The sequence below is a fragment of the Pedobacter sp. KBS0701 genome, assembly GCF_005938645.2.
Lineage (GTDB): Bacteria > Bacteroidota > Bacteroidia > Sphingobacteriales > Sphingobacteriaceae > Pedobacter.
Window position 1 is genome coordinate 1,623,326 of the sequence record NZ_CP042171.1, and the last position, 18,522, is coordinate 1,641,847.

Annotated in this window: 12 protein-coding genes; all 12 read left to right on the forward strand. The window is 40.1% G+C overall.

Annotated features, from left to right (window positions below):
* Positions 1 to 50 precede the first annotated feature (50 nt).
* The 12 genes from FFJ24_RS06370 (at position 51) to FFJ24_RS06425 (ending at position 18,426) form a co-directional block, all read left to right on the forward strand.
* The gene (locus FFJ24_RS06370) at positions 51 to 953 is read left to right on the forward strand and encodes a metallophosphoesterase (RefSeq protein WP_138823603.1); all 903 of its coding nucleotides are present in this window, start codon (positions 51 to 53) and stop codon (positions 951 to 953) included.
* A gap of 282 nt (positions 954 to 1,235) precedes the next feature.
* A complete protein-coding gene (locus FFJ24_RS06375; RefSeq protein ID WP_138823605.1) occupies positions 1,236 to 2,531 on the forward strand; it encodes an esterase-like activity of phytase family protein in 1,296 nt (431 codons plus the stop codon).
* Positions 2,532 to 2,709: 178 nt separating this feature from the next.
* On the forward strand, positions 2,710 to 3,090 hold the full coding sequence (locus tag FFJ24_RS06380; RefSeq protein ID WP_138823607.1) for a LytTR family DNA-binding domain-containing protein: 381 nt from the start codon (positions 2,710 to 2,712) through the stop codon (positions 3,088 to 3,090).
* Between the two features lie 8 nt (positions 3,091 to 3,098).
* Positions 3,099 to 3,566, forward strand: coding sequence for a hypothetical protein (locus FFJ24_RS06385; RefSeq protein ID WP_138823609.1), 468 nt, complete (start codon positions 3,099 to 3,101; stop codon positions 3,564 to 3,566).
* Positions 3,567 to 3,716: 150 nt separating this feature from the next.
* Positions 3,717 to 5,492, forward strand: a complete 1,776-nt coding sequence (locus FFJ24_RS06390) for an aminopeptidase P family protein (protein ID WP_138823612.1) — start codon at positions 3,717 to 3,719, stop codon at positions 5,490 to 5,492.
* A 595-nt stretch (positions 5,493 to 6,087) separates the two neighbouring features.
* Entirely contained in the window at positions 6,088 to 8,853 is a 2,766-nt protein-coding gene (locus tag FFJ24_RS06395; protein ID WP_210419475.1) for a DUF5695 domain-containing protein, read from the forward strand.
* Between the two features lie 832 nt (positions 8,854 to 9,685).
* Entirely contained in the window at positions 9,686 to 11,083 is a 1,398-nt protein-coding gene (locus FFJ24_RS06400) for an aminopeptidase P family protein (RefSeq protein ID WP_138823614.1), read from the forward strand.
* Between the two features lie 542 nt (positions 11,084 to 11,625).
* Complete coding sequence (locus FFJ24_RS06405; protein WP_138823616.1) at positions 11,626 to 13,296, forward strand: M1 family metallopeptidase; 1,671 nt, start codon at positions 11,626 to 11,628, stop codon at positions 13,294 to 13,296.
* A gap of 335 nt (positions 13,297 to 13,631) precedes the next feature.
* Positions 13,632 to 14,549 carry a dihydrodipicolinate synthase family protein gene (locus FFJ24_RS06410; RefSeq protein WP_138823618.1) on the forward strand — a complete coding sequence of 306 codons (918 nt, stop codon included), beginning with the start codon at positions 13,632 to 13,634 and terminating at the stop codon, positions 14,547 to 14,549.
* 14 nt (positions 14,550 to 14,563) lie between these two features.
* Positions 14,564 to 16,150 (forward strand): aldehyde dehydrogenase (NADP(+)), encoded by a 1,587-nt coding sequence (locus tag FFJ24_RS06415; RefSeq protein ID WP_138823620.1) that lies wholly within the window; start codon positions 14,564 to 14,566, stop codon positions 16,148 to 16,150.
* Positions 16,143 to 17,144 carry a 4-hydroxyproline epimerase gene (locus FFJ24_RS06420; RefSeq protein WP_138823622.1) on the forward strand — a complete coding sequence of 334 codons (1,002 nt, stop codon included), beginning with the start codon at positions 16,143 to 16,145 and terminating at the stop codon, positions 17,142 to 17,144. Before FFJ24_RS06415 ends, FFJ24_RS06420 begins: the two co-directional genes overlap by 8 nt.
* A gap of 40 nt (positions 17,145 to 17,184) precedes the next feature.
* Entirely contained in the window at positions 17,185 to 18,426 is a 1,242-nt protein-coding gene (locus FFJ24_RS06425) for an FAD-binding oxidoreductase (RefSeq protein ID WP_138823624.1), read from the forward strand.
* Positions 18,427 to 18,522: the final 96 nt, after the last annotated feature.

Here is an 18,522-nt window from a genome sequence, read left to right on the forward strand (position 1 = left end):
CGTGTTATTTAACATACCGTTGCTACTTTTAACCCAACAAATAACAGATAATGGAAAGAAGATCTGCGCTCAAAAATATCGGTGGCCTGTTTTTGCTGCCAACCTTATCAAAAGTTTCGTTATCCACTGAAAAAAAGACCGTTTTAAGGGTTGCGCACATTACCGATGTCCATCTGAAAAATCAGTTTAATGCACCAGCAAGATTTGCAAAATGTTTGCACCACTTACAGGCGCAATCTCCAAAAGTAAATCTGATTTTAAATGGTGGAGATATTGTTTTTGATATGAACAAGGAAAACATGAATACCATTAATAATCAATGGAAACTGGTACAGGAAACCATGAAAAACGAATGCAGCATTCCTGTACATTACTGTTTGGGGAACCATGATATCTGGTGGAACGAAGATAGCAAAGGCGATGTTTTTTATGGAAAAAAATACGCCTTGGATAAATTGCAGCTGGTTAAACCTTACTATAGCCTGGTACAGAACGGCTGGAAAATTATTGTGCTGGATAGTACCCATTTGGATATCGATAATACCTGGTACATTGGCAAATTGGGCGATGAGCAATTAGATTGGCTTAAAAACGAACTGGAAAACACCAGTAAAACAATGCCGGTCATGGTGATGTCGCACATTCCAATCCTTACTGCACTATTGATGATAGAAGATGATATTGTAAACAAATGGACCATGCTGGGAGGAGATATGCATACCGATACTGCTAAAATTATTAACCTTTTTTATCAGCATCCCAATGTAAAACTGTGTTTAAGTGGTCATTTGCACATGCGCGATAAAGTTATATACAACAATGTGACCTATCTTTGCAATGGAGCGGTATCTGGTGCATGGTGGGAAGGCAACAGGAGGGAAACCGCACCAGGTTACGGTTTAGTTGATTTGTATGAGGATGGGAGTTTTGAAGAAAAATATGTGAATTACTAATGATTGGCTTCCTAGAACCGTCATTTCGAGCGGAGTGTAATGAAGTCGAGAACCCGAAGGCTCTGCGAAGCAAAATCTATCGAGACAGATCTCTCCATTCCACTGCGTTCCAGTCGAGATGACGACTTGTTTTAGAAAGAAAGCTGCATTTAAGCCCTTTGCACTCTGCCCCCTGCTTATAAATAAAAAATTGATTATTCAAGATAAAGCCTTAAAACTATTCTTGTTATTCCCTTAACATTGCCTTCACATCCAGATCCTTGCTTTGTTCAAAAAAATTAAATGAAGAAAGAACTACTCACCCTAATCGTAGCCATATCTATCGGTATGGTATCGTGTAAAAAGAATCATGAAGAAACACCAGCAGAATTTACTTACCCGGCCGTGGCCGAAGTCTCCGATCCATCGGTACTTTTTACCACTGCAGCTGGTGTAAAAGTATATAACGGAGGTTTTGGATCAGCAGTTGCCGCCGATCCGAACTCGCCGGATGTTTTTTATATGCTGACCGACAGGGGGGCGAACGTTGCCGGACAGCTCGCAAACTCAATCATCATCGGAAAACCTGATTTTGATCCACAAATTGGAAAATTCAGGCTGAAAGATGGGAAATTGGTACTCGAACAAACTATCGAACTTAAAAATGCATCTGGCAATAAATTAAACGGACTTCCAAATCCTGCAGGAATGGGGGCTTCTGGTGAAACTGCTTATGACTTAAATGGACAGGTGATTGCTCCAAGTGCCGATGGAATCGACTCAGAAGGCTTGGTAAGAGCAGCTGACGGATCATTTTGGATCAGCGATGAATACGGTCCACATATTGCACACTTCGATGCAACTGGTAAAACAATAGAACGCATTAACCCATTTGGAACGGGAACCGGCGGGCGTACCATTCCGGCTGTATTTGCTAATAGAAGAGCAAACCGTGGCATGGAAGGTTTGGCCATTACCCCAGATGGAAAAACTTTGGTAGGCATGATGCAGTCGCCAATGTACAACCCGTCTAAAGCTGCGGTTGCGAATTCGGTGGTTTTAAGAATTTTGACTTTTGATATCGCAAGCGGAGCAACCAGGCAATACGCTTACCTGATGGATAATACTACTTTAACAGGCGTGAGCGATATTGTTGCCGTTAACAGCACTACCTTCTTAACTATTGAACGTGATGGATTGTATGGCGGCGCAGCAAGCAATCCGGCAACATTTAAAAAAGTTTTCAAAATAGACCTGAGTGGTGCTACCGATATTTCTGATTCCGGCAATGGTGCAACAGGAAAACTTTATGGTGGCAAAACCGTGGAAGAACTGAACAATGCAGCAGGTTTAAGCGCAGCGGGAATTACCCCGGTAAGCAAAGCGGTTGTTTTAGACCTGTTAAAAGATCTACCATCCATTTATCCGCACGATAAAGCAGAAGGTTTGGCCTTACTTCCTGGCAATATCCTCGTAATTTCTAACGATGATGATTTTGGTGTGGTGGATAATGGTGCAAGTGGCTTTGCACAAAAAATATTGCCTTTAACAAATTCGGTTGATAGAAACCGTTTATACTTTGTTAAAATTAAACTTTAAAGTATTTAGCCATGTATCAATTGACTCATGGCTAATTTATATCATGAAATAAGACATAAGTTGAAAATTACGTATACTTAGTAAGTCGGTAACTACCGTAATTTTACCTTTTTTATGTCTTTCTGCATACATTCAGGTTAAGATTGTTAAGTTTGGTATAACCTATCTTAATTTGCCTATGTATTATAGCTGTGCAATTGTCGATGATGAACAGCACGCCATTGATGTACTTCATGATTATATTGAAGACACCCGTTTTTTGAAACTCTTTAGCACCTTTAAAAATCCCATTGATGCATTAAAAACAATTGGTGCAGGTGATAAAATCGATTTTCTTTTTTTAGATATAGATATGGATGGAATGAAGGGAACTGAATTATCCCAGCATCTCCGCTCCAAAGCCAGGTTTGTGATCTACGCATCTTCCCACCTTGAAAATGAGGTGAGAAAAATAGATTCCAGCTTTGAATGTTATCTGGGCAAACCGATCTCCATGAAACGTTTTGCAGGTACCATTGATAAACTGATACGACTCAATAATCTGCCGATAAACAATTGAAATAGTTTATGATCGAACTTACTTACCTTTTTGAGCAGGAATTTTTAGACGATGTATCTTATCAGTTAATCCGGGCCGGTACCGAAGACCCCTGGTTAGTATTATCCGGATGCAAAGTGCTGGGTATTATTGATGAAGTTGAAGGATCATGGAAGCAAATTGCTGGAGGAGATATTCCACCAATGGTCATTAAAGGGATGGGCGATTTGATTAATATGCAGCAATTTAGCTGGTTGCCAAATCTGATTAAAAAACAATGGTCAAAATATGTACTTGATGTAGTTGTGGAAAATATAGACTGTTACGAAATAATTTGCCATAAAGAGGCTTGTTCCAAACGTTTTAAACAACGCTTTACACTGGGTATTCATGCGCTGGCGCAAAGAGAATCGGCCATTACTTTTAAAGTACGTTGCTTTCAGAGATCTGATTATTATGAAGTAATTAAAGCGCCGGCGATTGATCGTTATGTTTAACTTTTATCGCATTTCCGCGCTCAGATACTACAATTCTCTTGCTTAAGTCTGGCTTCAGGATAAAACAATCTCAACGGTATGGTATTAATCTTGTTTGTTTTAAGATGTCGATGTAATATTTAAATTTGGCGCGATAAAACAATCCTCAATATGACCTTTGTAGAAAAACTGGAGGCCTTACGCCAATTAATGCTTGCTCAGCAAGTAGATGCCTATATTATTACCGCTGCAGATCCACACATCAGTGAGTATTTACCGGCACATTATAAGGCCATACCTTTTGCTTGTGGATTTACAGGATCGGCAGGTACGCTGGTCATTACCCAGGATTTTGCAGGTCTGTGGACTGATTCGCGATATTTTACACAGGCTGAAGCACAATTGAGCGGTACCGGTTACGAATTGGTAAAGTTGAAAGTACCGCATACACCGGAGTATATCAATTGGTTACTCGAAATTTTGCCAGGTGGCGCAAAAGTAGGCTTTAACCACGAGCTCATTACGGTGGCATTAGCACTCGAGATGAAGAATAGTTTAGCCCAGTATGAAATAGAAATAATTGATATTGATTTTATCAGCGCAATTTGGCCAGATCGGGTAGGGCTACCCGTAGAAAATGCTTTTTTAATTGACGAAGAAGCTGCGGGACTTAGTATTTCGGCTAAAATAAACGAAGTAAGAACGGCTTTAAAATTAAATAAAGCAGATTATCATTTTATTTCTTCGCTTGATGACATCGCCTGGCTGTTTAATTTAAGAGGAAAAGATGTAGATTATAATCCTGTAACTTTAAGTTTTGCCTTAATAACGCCTGCAATGGTAAAACTCTTTATCGATAAAAAGAAGCTGTCGCAAACTGATATTTCTACTTTAAATGAGCAGGGCGTAACTTTGCATCCTTATGGCGAAGTAGCTCAGGCACTAAAAAGTCTGCCAAAAAATATGCAGATTTTTATCGATCCAAAACGTACCTGTTTCGGTTTGTTCGAATGTTTGCCAAAAAGTTCCAAAATCATTGCAGGAATTAATCCAAGTACACATTTAAAGAGTTTAAAGAATAATACTGAAATTAATCATATCCGAAAGGCGATGCTTCACGATGGGGTAGCTTTAACCAGGTTCTTTAAATGGATGGAAGATCATTTGGGCAGGGAAAAAATTACAGAATGGTCTGCAGCAGAGAAATTGGCCTCCTTCAGAGCAGAACAAGCTTCTTTCGTGGGTTTGAGTTTTAATACCATAGCTGGTTATAATGCAAATGGTGCATTGCCACATTATATCGTAACAGCAGAAAGCAATCAGGAAATTTTAGGTAATGGTTTGTTTCTTGTCGATTCCGGAGGCCAGTATTTGTATGGTACAACCGATATTACAAGGGTAATGCCTATTGGTAATTGCTCGGCAAGCCAGGCTGATGATTATACCTTAGTATTAAAAGGCCTGATTGAAGGTGCTAAATTAATTTTTCCGGAAGGTACCAAAGGTTATCAAATCGATTCCATCTGTAGAAAACCGCTTTGGGAACATTCCATAAATTTTGGTCATGGTACAGGTCATGGTATAGGTTTTTTTCTCAATGTACATGAAGGACCTCAGAATATTAGTCCTGCCAATGTAGATGTAGTCTTTAAACCAGGTATGATAACCTCCATAGAGCCTGGTATTTATCGTCCGGGGAAATATGGCATACGTATTGAAAATCTGGTTTTGTGTGTGCCTAAGGGAAATAGTGAATTTGGCGATTTTCTCACTTTTGAAACCTTAACTTTATGTTTTATCGATACCGCTATCATCAATAAAACACTTTTAGCAACAGATCAGATCGCCTGGTTAAATCAATACAATCAAATGGTGTTTGAGAAGCTTAAGCCCGTGTTGTCTGATGAAGAATCCGAATGGTTGAAAGTGAAATGTCAGCCTGTTTAATCATTTTTTACCAATGATTTTAAATATGATCGTCATTCCCGCGCAGGCGGGAATGTTAAAGCGCTTGCATGACGATTATTCATAAGCTTCCCTTGTTTTAAAGGCATTCATGAGCACTACGTGGTTCCCAATCAACCCGATGGCTATCGGGTTGGGAATGACGTTGCGGTGAATAAATGTGATCTCCACTCCAATGTTTTTCTAAAAAGCTGACCTCTCAGGGTATCGTTGATGCTAATGATTAGGTTTTCCCTTCATGTATGATAATCTGCGTTTTTTTTGCGTAATCTGCGGGAATTAAATGGACTAGTATTCAATATAATCGTTGTCAGTCTGAGCTTGTCGAAGACCCTTATGCTATTTAGTGATCAATTGCTTAAATGTTTCTTATATCTCTTATGTGGTTAATAATTTGATATGGGGAATGAATTCCTGCTATTCACCATCGATCCCGCCGTCCACTTACTGCCATGCCCAACTTCTCGTAAATACACCAATTCTTTACCGATTTTGCGCTATTTTTAACTTCGATGCCTGCTTTATCTTTTAAATTTTAATTTTGATTTAACCACATTCCTAAATTTCCTTTATCATCATGATTATCGAACTAAAAAAGAAGAGAACCTTATCCATAATAGCTTTTGAAGCAATATTTTGCTGTATTTTATCTTTTATAAATATTGAGGTTGTTCTGGCCCAATCACCTTGGATTGCTTTAGGCAAAAAGCCATCTACGCTGGGACTGGAAAATGGATTTTCGACTTACAATGCCGGAGCATTTAACCTAAAGCTTGTTAAATCATCACAAACTGTAGCAGGTCTCCAGCCTAAAGTGGTAAAAGATTTTGATTTTGTACCGAGTGACAGTTTAAAAGTACGTAGTTCAGATGGTTTGTATCATTTGGGCGATATCAACCTGAAGTTGCGTTATATTGGCGAAGAAGCCTGGAAAAGCTACAGCACGGCCATGAAACGAAGCCCTGTGAAAAATATAGTGCCGGGTAAAAATGTACTCGCCGCTGCCGATCTGGCTCCAACACTTCCGGCTGATATCCCATTGCAGGTAAAAAGGATCTGGGAAATGTTGAACGGAAAGCTGGTATTGCGCTTCGAGCTTAAAAACAAGACCGATAAAAATCTGGAAATCGGTGCATTGGGGATCCCGATGATTTTCGATAATATTTTAGAAGGCCGTACATTGGAGCAAACTCATGCTAAAAATGTATTTTACGATCCTTACATCGGTAAAGATGCTGGTTATTTACAGGTTACCCGGTTAAGCGGGCATGCGCCTTCTTTACTGGTTGCTCCGTTGGGGCATACACCATTTGAAGCTTATAATCCACTTAATGACGACCGCACACCAAGGGGGATTGCTTTTGAAGGCTTTTACGAATGGATGGTGTACAGTAAAGCCTATGCTGAAAACGAATGGAAAAATGCCGAGCAATGGAATACACCTACTTCAATCTTTTTAAAGCCGGGCGAAAGCCGTAGTTATGCCCTTCAGTTTATTCTGTCAGGAACCGCAAAAGATATTGAAAGTAAACTGATCGAAAATAAAAGACCTGTTGCTATATCCGTTCCGGGTTATGTGCTTCCTAAAGATGTGGAAGGGAAATTGTTTATCAACTATGCTAAAAAGATTAAAACTATTCAGGTTCAGCCTGAAAATGCCTTAAAAATAGTTGCGTCAGGCTCAACCAAAAATGGCTGGAAAAGTTACGCAGTTAAGGGGAATACCTGGGGTAGAGCAAGATTATCTATTACTTACGAAGATGGATTGGAGCAAAGTATTAATTATAAAGTAATTGAAGCGGAAAGTGATGTCATTGCGGCTTACGGTAATTTTTTAACAACCAAGCAATGGTTTAACCAGGCCGATCCTGTTTTTAATAGAAATCCTTCTGTTATTACTTATGACAATGAAAAACAGCAACAGGTAATTCAGGATAACCGTGCCTGGATATCGGGTTTGAGTGACGAAGGTGGTGCGGGTTCATGGTTAGGTGCGATAATGAAGCAGTTGGTGCAACCCAAAAAAGAAGAGGTTGATAAACTGAAGCAATTTGTTGATAGTGTAATGTTTGGGAGGATACAACTTAAAAATGGTCCTCAGAAATATGGGGTAAAAAAGAGTTTGTTTTATTATGCACCGGATTCGCTCCCTAAAGATACTTATGATGCAAAGATCAATTTTAAAACCTGGTCTGCATGGCCAAAAAAAGAAGCTGATAACCTGGGCCGGTCTTATAACTACCCGCATGTTGCAGCAGCCCATTGGGTGATGTACCGGTTAGCGCGTAATTATAGCGGCCTTATTGAGGAGCAGAGTTGGAAACAACACCTTATCGATGCTGCTGAAACAGGTATGGCTATGGTTAACATAGCCCCTTATTACGCACAGTTTGGTCAAATGGAAGGCACGGTATTTTATCTCATCTTAAATGACCTTAAAAACGAAGGACTAACAGATGAAGCAGCCAGGTTAGAAAATGAAATGAAGAAGCGAGCCAACCACTGGCGTTCATTACAATATCCCTTTGGTAGTGAGATGCCTTGGGATTCTACAGGTCAGGAAGAAGTTTATGTGTGGTCGAGCTATTTTGGCTACCAGGATAAAGCAAATGTAACGCTCGATGCCATATTAGCCTATATGCCTGTGGTACCGCATTGGGCTTACAACGGTAATGCCCGTCGGTACTGGGATTTTCTTTATGGAGGTAAACTCTCGCGTATCGAACGGATGATCCATCATTACGGTTCAGCGCTTAATGCCATTCCTGTTTTAATGGATTACCGCAAAAATCCAGGCGATTTCTATCTTTTACGTGCCGGTTACGGTGGGTTATTAGGTTCGATCTCCAATATCACCCAGGAAGGTTTTGCACCTGCGGCATTTCATGCTTACCCATCAACCTTAAAAAATGACGGCATTACCGGCGATTATGGATCTGGCTTTTTTGGCTATGCGGTTAATACATCATCTTACATTTTACAACATCCCGAATTTGGTTGGTTATCTTTTGGTGGCAATTTGGAGAAAAAGGGGAACGTCATCAATGTTAAATTAACTACAGCAGCAAAATCGTCGGTTTACATTGCGCCTGTGGGGCTTTGGATTAGTCTTGATGCCGGAACCATTGATGAAGTAGATTATAATACGGTAAATGGTGAAATTCGCTTAAAGCTAGCTAAGGCAAACGAATACCTACCTACTGCCTTGTTAAGGTTGTCGCAACCGACAAAAGTTAATGGAGTTGGTGTTTATTCCATAAAAGGCAATGGTATGGAGAAGAGAGGAGGATACGAATTCCCACTTTCAAAAGCTGATACCACTGAGATTATTCTTCAAAGATAATATCAATCCACCTACTGTCTGAGCCCCGTGATTAAAATTACGGGACTTTGTATTTTCAATTAATTCTGATAATCAATCATATATATGCTTTATCAATATTATGTGTTGATATAATATATCTATATCATTTATATTCCAGATTATTAAAGTAAACATTGAACTTGGATAGACGTGTTTTATAAATCGAAAACCATTGATTTTGTTTTATTTATAACTACATATTTACTTCATATTAATTAATTTAAAATTTTATAGTTCAAATAAGTATATAATTTAATAGTGGTGTAGTCCATTTAAAAATTGTTTAGATGGTCCTCGTTTGTAGCGAGGATAGCTTGAGAAAAGCGGTTTTTTATGAAATAGATTAAGCCTGCTATTGACAGACTCCGATAGGATGGTCGTCATTCCCGCGCAGGCCTCTATCAAAACAGATTTTGCTTCGCAGAGTACTCCGTGGTTCTAGACTGCGTTCTGATGTAAAATCGGTACAGGTAGCCCTCCGCTCGAATGACGGTAACTCGGGGGATTTTTACGCGTAGATTAATTGCTGTCAATCATATTGATTTTTATACAATAAGTTACCCCCTCATGATGACAAAAGAAACTTGATAAATGTTCTGTGTATCCGCTAAAATTGTTAATGTTAACTTTTTTTAATCAGCCTTATTGTATGCAGATTTTATCCTTTTTTTTCGCTAACCTGAAATTTATTGTGATTTTTGTGCCATAACCATAGCTTATAATTTGCAGATATACACCATATTTTATCCATTCATTTTAATTCTGATGTAATGAATATGGCTTTTTGGATATTTGCTTAACACATAAAAATATGTTTGAAAAGAAAGTTTACCTCCAAAGAAGAGCAGCACTAAAATCAAAGATAAATTCGGGAATATTACTCTTTTTGGGTAATGAAGAAAGCCCGATGAATTATAAAGACAATACCTATCATTTTAGGCAGGATAGTACCTTTTTGTATTATTTTGGAATCAGTGAGCCATCTTTGGGCGCTATTATAGATCTGGATGAAGATCAGGCAATTCTTTTCGGTGATGAAATGGGAATTGATGATATTGTATGGATGGGCAGGCAGAAAACACTGGAAGAAAAAAGTTTGGATGCTGGTCTAACCAAAGTTCTGCCTTTTGCGCAACTAAACACCTATCTTAAACAATGCCAGGACAAAAATCGTGAGGTTCATTTCTTACCTCCTTATCGTTCTGAAAATAAGATTAAACTTGCCAACTGGCTTAACCTGCCAATTGATCAGCTTAAAGAAAAAGCATCGCTTAATTTTATTAAGGCTGTAGTGGCACAACGGTCGGTTAAATCGGTTGAAGAAATTGAAGAGCTGGATCGTGCTGCAGTAATATCTGCCGATATTCATTTAATGATCATGCAGCAGGCAAAACCCGGCATGTATGAACGCGAACTTGCAGCTAAAATTCAAGGTGCTGCATTGGCTTCGGGCGGTAATCTGGCCTATCCGGTTATTTTAACGGTTCGGGGCGAAATTCTGCATAACCACTACCATGGCAATCAGCTCCGGGAAGGACAACTGGTTTTAAACGATTCTGGTGTAGAAACAGCTTTAGGTTATGCTGGCGATCTTACGCGCACTTTTCCCGTAGGAAAGAAATTTAGTGCAGGGCAGAAAGATATTTATGATATTGTATTGAGTGCTTACACGCATGGCAAAAATATGCTGGCACCGGGGGTAAGATACTTAGATGTGCATTTGGCTTCGTGTAAAATGCTGGCACAGGGTTTAAAAGATATTGGCCTGATGAAAGGTAATATAGACGATGCCGTGCAGGCTGGTGCGCATGCCATGTTCTTTCAATGTGGAACAGGACACATGATGGGCTTAGATGTACACGATATGGAAGATTTAGGTGAGCAATATGTAGGTTATACAGATGAGCTGACTAAAAATACCACCCAGTTCGGATTGAAATCGTTAAGGTTGGGCAAAGCGCTTGAAGCGGGTTATGTATTAACGGTAGAACCAGGTGTTTACATCATCCCGGAGCTAATAGACCGTTGGAAGGCCACTAACCAGTTTGCCGAATTTATTAACTACGATAAATTGGAGCAGTTCAGAAACTTTAGCGGCATCAGGGTAGAAGACGATTTTCTGATTACCGAAAACGGAAGCCGGATGCTGGGAAAATATTTGGCCTTAACTACGGATGAAATTGAATCGGTTAGGAGCGAAGCTTATTAGTAACGTTGGTTATTTGAAATGACTGTTGTTTTTTGTTTTGGAGCGCAGGTCCATTCGATTTTTTTAAAGAATGTTCCTGCCATCCGCTTTATTCCGATGAAGGATCGGAATGCCCGCTGCTGTCAGGGCTAGATACGTAGGCAGAAGCACAGGACCAGGGTTAAATAAACCTGATAGAACGGATGCTCCCGATTCTTCATCGGAGCAGAAGAGAAAGCAGGACTACCGTAACCCATGAAAAGCTGCATTTGCTTTTCAAATTAATATTTTGCTATTGCTTTTGGAGCGCAGGTCCATTCGATTTTTTTAAAGAATGTTCCTGCCATCCGCTTTATTCCGATGAAGGATCGGAATGCCCGCTGCTGTCAGGGCTAGATACGTCGGCAAAGCACAGAACCAGGGTTAAATAAACCTGATAGAACGGATGCTCCCGATTCTTCATCGGAGCAGGAGGGATAGCAGGACTACCCTAACCGATGAAAAACTGAAACTGTTTTTCAAATAATAATACGCTATTGCAACATAACAACCAGCAAAAAGATATGAAAAAAATAACCTCCTTAACCCTACTCTTCTTAACGTTTAGTACCCTGCTTTTTGCACAAAACCCCAAAAAGGTTTACACTTTGGCCGACACCTTAAGAGGAAGCTTAAATGCCGAACGGAACTGGTGGGATGTGCAGCGTTACGAACTTTCAGTTAAGCCCGATTACAATGATAAGAGCATAACAGGCTCAAATAAAATCGTATACAAAGTAGTGCAGCACAACAATGGTAATACCCGTATGCAGATCGATTTGCAGGAGCCATTAATCATTGATAGTGTTTTATATAATGGTGGTTCAAAGGTGAAATTCGAACATGTTGGCAGTGTCTGGTATGTACATGTGCCTGCACAAAAGTTATCGGCAATGAATAATGTCCATATCTTTTACCATGGAAAGGTACATCAGGCCAAAAGAGCTCCCTGGGATGGCGGTTTTATTTTTACTACCGATTCACTTTCACGTCCGTGGATGACCGTAGCCTGCCAGGGCTTAGGTGCTTCGGTTTGGTATCCAAATAAGGATCATCAAAGCGACGAGCCTAATCTGGGTGCATCTTTAACCATGACTGTTCCGGATACATTGGTGGCAGTAGGTAACGGGCGCCTGGTATTTAAAAAGGATAACCACGATGGTACCACGACCTATCAGTACAATGTTAAAAATCCGATCAGTAATTATTGCATTATCCCTTACATAGGTAAGTATGTTAATTTTAAGGAGAAATATGCAGGCGAAAAAGGTGCCCTTGATGTGAATTATTGGGTGCTTGATTACAATTACCCAAAGGCTAAAACCTACATGCCCGATCAGGTACATAAAATGCTGAAAAGTATGGAGCATTGGTTTGGTCCATATCCTTTCTATGAAGATGGTTATCAGTTAATCGATGCTTCGCATACGGGTATGGAGCATCAATCTGCGGTTTCTTATGGTAATGGGTACAAGTTCGGCTACAGAGGCAGAGATATGTCTGGCAACGGCTGGGGTTTGAAGTGGGATTTTATCATTATTCACGAAAGCGGGCACGAATGGTTTGGCAACAACATTACTACCAATGATCTGGCCGATATGTGGGTACATGAAGGATTTACGAACTATAGCGAAACACTTTTTGTCGATTATATTTTTGGTAACCAGGCTGGAAATGAATACAATTTTGGGATTAGAAAAGGCATTAAAAATGATAGTCCTATTATTCCCCCTTATGGTGTAAATGCACAAGGCAGTGGCGATATGTATCCAAAAGGAGGCAACATGCTGCATTCCATCAGGCATAGTTTAAATAACGACGAACTTTTTAGATCCATATTACGAGGGCTTAACCAAACCTTTTACCATAAAACGGTAACTACTGCACAGATCGAAAATTATATTTCTAAAAAAGCAGGTTACAATTTTTCAAAGGTTTTTGATCAATATTTGCGTACGGTACAGGTTCCTGTCTTTGAATATTACCTTAAAGATGGTAAAGCTTTTTACCGGTATAGCGACTGTGTTAAGGGCTTCAATCTCCCTTTAAGTTTGAAAAAAGAAGGAATTAAAACGCTTAAAATTATTCCTTCGCAAAACTGGCAGCAAATTACATTGGCCAAAGGGCAGAATGCACTTTTCACAAAATCGGGTATTGAATTTATGTACTACCTGCAGGTAAAAAACACAAAATAAATCATGGCGAAACAAAAAGGATAGGGGATGGTTCTCTATCTGACTGATTTTAAAGGCATTCTTGTTTGGCAGGACATTTTTTTTGTGATATCTAATTTCACTTACAATTCCTTCTGGTTTTTTCCAATCAAATCTGTCTGATTGAAGTGGCGTATTTATGACTAATATCGGTTAAAATCCAACAATATTGCTGTTGGGCAATTTCCTAACTTTGAATATCGTTTATTTAGTTTTATCTCCGGTAATCTGATTAAATGATGCCTGGCGATTAGATCCGGTTTTTGGGTTTTAGGCCAGATTAACTTTTGAAAATATTATAAAAACATAACATTACAATGAGTATCAAATGGACTGGGGTTTTCCCTGCTGTAACTACAAAATTTACAGCAAATGATGAGTTAGATTTTCCGGCTTTCGATTTAAATATCGAAGCGCAATTAGAAGCAGGTGCTGAAGGGATAATTTTAGGTGGATCGCTTGGTGAAGCCAGTGTATTAACCGATGAGGAAAAGTTTGGTCTGTTATCGCATACCTTAACCGTGGTAAATGGACGTGTACCGGTTTTATTAAACATTGCTGAGTCAACTACAAAAAAAGCAATCGAAGTGGCTAAAAAAGCCGAATCGCTAGGTGCACAGGGTTTAATGTTATTGCCGCCAATGCGCTATAACGCTGCTCCGGATGAAACTCTGGCCTTTTTTGGTGCCATTGCTGAAAGTACCAGCTTACCGATCATGATTTATAACAATCCTGTTGATTATAAAATCGAGGTAACATTAGATATGTTCGAGGTTTTGACCAAATACGATAACATACAGGCGATCAAAGAATCAACAAGGGATGTATCAAATGTAACGCGGTTAATCAACCGTTTTGGCGACCGTTTCAAAATCTTTACCGGAGTAGATCCGTTAGCGATGGAAAGCATTGTGATGGGTGCACACGGATGGGTTGCAGGTTTGGTTGATGCTTTTCCAAGAGAAACCGTTGCTATTTTCAGGTTGATTAAAGAAAATCGCATTGCTGAAGCACTAACGATCTACCGTTGGTTTTTACCTGTGCTTGAGTTGGATATTCATGCAAAATTGGTTCAATACATTAAATTAGCAGAAGTTGCAACAGGATTAGGAACCGAGGCCGTTCGTGCACCACGGTTACCATTAAGTGGAGCAGAAAGAGAGAAAGTATTGAAAATTATTAATGATGCACTAGCTGTTCGTCCGGAATTACCTGCAGGTAGCTGGGGGAAATAGTTTAAAAACCAAATATGAACGGGAAAAATATTGTAGCCGGCACTTATATTGAAATTAATGAAAGAAGCCTTAAAGCGGTTAATCCTGCAACGGGATTAACGCTTGATGGTGAGTTTTTTAAAGCGAACGAAAAACTTGTTGATGATGCCTTAACATCAGCAACATCGGCTTTCCAAAGCTACAGAAATCTTAACAAAGATCTTAAAGCCGCTTTTTTAAACGCCATTGCCGATGAAATTGCTAATCTTGGCGAGGAACTGGTAAACAGGGCTTCGGCAGAAAGTGGTTTACCTTTAGCCCGTTTACAAGGCGAATTGGGAAGAACTACAGGACAATTAAGGTTATTTGCCAATCTGGTTGCAGAAGGCTCCTGGGTTGACGCAATTATTGATACCGCATTACCTGAAAGACAGCCTTTACCGCGACCTGATATCAGGAGAATGCTAATCCCAATCGGACCAGTAGTAGTTTTCGGTGCAAGTAATTTCCCACTTGCTTTTTCAGTTGCAGGTGGCGATACCGCATCAGCATTAGCTTCTGGTTGCCCGGTGGTTGTTAAAGCACATCCCGCACATTACGGAGCCAGTGCTTTGGTAGGTGGTGCCATTGTTAAAGCAGCAGAAAAAACAGGAATGCCTAAAGGTGTTTTCTCTTTGTTGTATGATGATGGTTATACCATTGGTGCTGGCCTGGTTCAGCATCCGCTAACTAAAGCGGTAACTTTTACCGGTTCGTTTAAAGGCGGAATGGCCTTAATTAATCTTGCTCAGCAGCGCGAACAACCTATTCCGGTTTTTGCCGAAATGGGAAGTATTAACCCGGTAATCTTTCTTCCGCAAGCCATAGAAAATCAGGCAGAAGAACTGGCTAAAAAATACGCCGCATCTATTACCTTAGGCGCCGGTCAGTTTTGTACTAACCCAGGTTTATTGTTAGCGGTACAATCACCTGCACTCGAAAATTTTAAAGCCGTTTTAAAAGAAGCTATTTCAACTATTCCTTCGGCAACCATGCTTACTGAAGGTATTGCCAACAATTATGGTAAACTTTCTGCTGAAGTAGTAAACGAAAGTGGTGTTGCGCTTTTATCGGCGTCAACCGTAAAAAATACGGAGCTTCAAAATCAATCAGAGGCGAAAATTGCTCAGGTAAGTGCTGCCGATTTTATTAAAAATCCAAAACTCCGTGAGGAAATTTTCGGTCCATACTCTTTATTGGTTGTTGCTCAGGATCGTGCAGAACTGGAGCAGGCTATTGAAGTTTTGGAAGGACAGCTTACGGTAACCTTAATGGCCGAAAAACAGGAACTTCAGCATTACCAGACTTTGATAAACAAGCTGACTGATAAAACCGGAAGAATTATACTGAATGGTGTGCCTACAGGTGTAGAAGTTTGTGCTGCCATGCAACATGGCGGACCATTTCCGGCTACTAACGATAGCCGTTTTACTTCTGTTGGTTCTACTGCAATCAATCGTTTTGTGAGGCCACTGGCTTACCAGGATTGGGAACAGGAATTATTGCCGGATGAATTGAAAGATGGCAATCCATTGGGTATTTTCAGAACGGTAAATCAAAAATTAACGAAATCTCATGAGTAAAACTTTTTTTTGTGTAGATGCACATACTTGCGGAAATCCGGTTAGATTGGTTGCAGGCGGAGGACCTCAGCTTATTGGCTCAAACATGAGCGAAAAGCGTCAGCATTTTCTGAATGAATTTGATTGGATCAGAAAAGGTTTAATGTTCGAACCCCGTGGACATGATATGATGTCGGGTAGTATTCTTTATCCACCTCACGACCCTGCAAATGATGTAGCTGTACTTTTTATCGAGACTAGTGGCTGCCTGCCAATGTGTGGGCACGGTACTATTGGCACCATTACCATTGCTATTGAAGAAGGACTCATCCAACCGAAAATACCAGGGGTGATCAGAATGGAAGCGCCAGCCGGATTGGTACTGATTGAATACAAACAGGAAGGAAAAAAAGTAAAGTCTGTTAAGCTGAAAAATGTGGCATCTTACCTGGCCGCTGAAAATCTTCAGGTAGAATGCCCTGATTTAGGCACACTTACTTTCGATGTAGCTTATGGCGGAAATTTTTACGCAATCGTTGATCCGCAGGAAAATTTCCCCGGACTGGAAAACTATACCGCTTCGCAACTAATTAACTGGAGCCAGACCATAAGAAAACGCATTAATGAGCTTTATAGCTTTGTTCATCCACAAGACCCTACGATAAATGGCTGTAGCCATATCTTGTGGACAGGAAAAACAATAGATCCTGCATCAACTGCCAGGAACGCAGTTTTTTATGGTGATAAAGCCATCGATCGCTCGCCTTGCGGTACGGGCACTTCAGCCCGTTTGGCACAGTGGTTTGCAAAAGGAAAACTAAAACAGGGAGAGGATTTTATCCATGAAAGTTTTATAGGCAGCAAGTTTATTGGAAGAGTAGAAGAGGTGGTAGACCTGAATGGGATCAAAGCCATTATACCGAGTGTAGAAGGTTGGGCGAAGGTTTACGGCTATAATACTATAAAAATCGATGCTGAAGATGATCCCTATGCATACGGATTTCAGGTGATTTAATGAGTTTTTAAAAAGAATATCAGCAGTATAAATTAAAAGCATGTCGAAAGTATTAATTATAGGTGGTGGAATAGTAGGTTTAACTTCAGCATATTACTTGCAGAAAAGAGGCTACGAAGTAACGGTTTTGGATAAAGGAGATATTACCGACAATTGCTCATTTGGTAATGCAGGGATGATTGTTCCAAGTCATTTTGTTCCTTTGGCTGCACCTGGAATGATCAAACAGGGGATCCGTTGGATGTTCGACAGCAAAAGCCCCTTTTATGTTCGCCCATCTCTAAATATGAACCTTATTAACTGGGGTTTGAAATTTATGAAACATGCCACGGCAAAGCATGTAAGCCAGGCAGCAGTGCCATTACGCGATTTATCGTTACTGAGCAAAAAACTATATGAAGGCCTGGCAAAAGAGTCTGATTTCGATTTCGAATTAACCAACAATGGTATTCTGGCATTTTATAAAACAGAAAAAGCGGGAGAAGAAGAAGCACATTTAGCTGCAAAAGCAATTGAACTGGGCTTGGATATGGCTGTACTCACTGCCGACGAATGCCATGCCTTACAGCCAGATTTAAAGTTAGATGTTTTAGGAGCGGTACATTATCGTTGTGATGCGCACCTTTATCCAACAAAGTTGATGAATGCTTTGCTTAAGTATTTATTAAGCAATGGCGTTAAAATAGCGCATAATAAAGAAGTTGATAAAATGGAGACGGCAGGTAATCGCATTACAAAGGTTTTTACAGGTGGTATCGCCTGGGAAGCCGATCAGTATGTTCTGGCAACTGGTTCGTGGTCGCCTGCTGTGGCTAAAATGGCCGATGTTAAAATATCTTTAATGCCCGGTAAAGGTTATTCTTTTATGGAGCCTGAACCTCAGCAGCGTTTAACTATTCCTGCATTGTTATGTGAAGCCAGGGTAGCCATCACACCAATGAACGGTCAGATTAGATACGGCGGTACTATGGAGCTGGATAAGATCAATACCCGTATTAATATGCAAAGAGTTAAAGGGATCGTAGAATCGGTTCCGGCATATTTTCCCGATTTAAAACCTGCGGTTCCTTCAGAAAAAAATATCTGGTACGGTTTCCGTCCTTCATCACCTGATGGTTTGCCATACATTGGCAGAAGCGAAAAAAGAGAAAATCTGATCATCGCTACCGGCCATGGCATGATGGGTTTAAGTTTAGGACCGGCAACAGGTTTATTGGTTAGCCAGATTGTTTCAGGCATGGCCACTGATCTGAAAATGGAGCCATATAAAGTAGTTCGATAATAGGAATTTGTATTGTATGTTTAGTCATTACCAGACGCCATTTTTCAAAAAGGGTTGGTAGGATATGTTGAGAGGTACCGTCATCTCGACCGTAGT

What these genes read in the sequence shown, in the direction of transcription:
- FFJ24_RS06400 (WP_138823614.1), top strand. Translation starts at nt 9,686, where the DNA reads ATGTTTGAAAAGAAAGTTTACCTCCAAAGAAGAGCAGCACTAAAATCA.
- FFJ24_RS06410 (WP_138823618.1), top strand. Translation starts at nt 13,632, where the DNA reads ATGAGTATCAAATGGACTGGGGTTTTCCCTGCTGTAACTACAAAATTT.
- FFJ24_RS06415 (WP_138823620.1), top strand. Translation starts at nt 14,564, where the DNA reads ATGAACGGGAAAAATATTGTAGCCGGCACTTATATTGAAATTAATGAA.
- FFJ24_RS06420 (WP_138823622.1), top strand. Translation starts at nt 16,143, where the DNA reads ATGAGTAAAACTTTTTTTTGTGTAGATGCACATACTTGCGGAAATCCG.
- FFJ24_RS06405 (WP_138823616.1), top strand. Translation starts at nt 11,626, where the DNA reads ATGAAAAAAATAACCTCCTTAACCCTACTCTTCTTAACGTTTAGTACC.
- FFJ24_RS06380 (WP_138823607.1), top strand. Translation starts at nt 2,710, where the DNA reads ATGTATTATAGCTGTGCAATTGTCGATGATGAACAGCACGCCATTGAT.
- FFJ24_RS06385 (WP_138823609.1), top strand. Translation starts at nt 3,099, where the DNA reads ATGATCGAACTTACTTACCTTTTTGAGCAGGAATTTTTAGACGATGTA.
- FFJ24_RS06425 (WP_138823624.1), top strand. Translation starts at nt 17,185, where the DNA reads ATGTCGAAAGTATTAATTATAGGTGGTGGAATAGTAGGTTTAACTTCA.
- FFJ24_RS06370 (WP_138823603.1), top strand. Translation starts at nt 51, where the DNA reads ATGGAAAGAAGATCTGCGCTCAAAAATATCGGTGGCCTGTTTTTGCTG.
- FFJ24_RS06375 (WP_138823605.1), top strand. Translation starts at nt 1,236, where the DNA reads ATGAAGAAAGAACTACTCACCCTAATCGTAGCCATATCTATCGGTATG.
- FFJ24_RS06395 (WP_210419475.1), top strand. Translation starts at nt 6,088, where the DNA reads ATGATTATCGAACTAAAAAAGAAGAGAACCTTATCCATAATAGCTTTT.
- FFJ24_RS06390 (WP_138823612.1), top strand. Translation starts at nt 3,717, where the DNA reads ATGACCTTTGTAGAAAAACTGGAGGCCTTACGCCAATTAATGCTTGCT.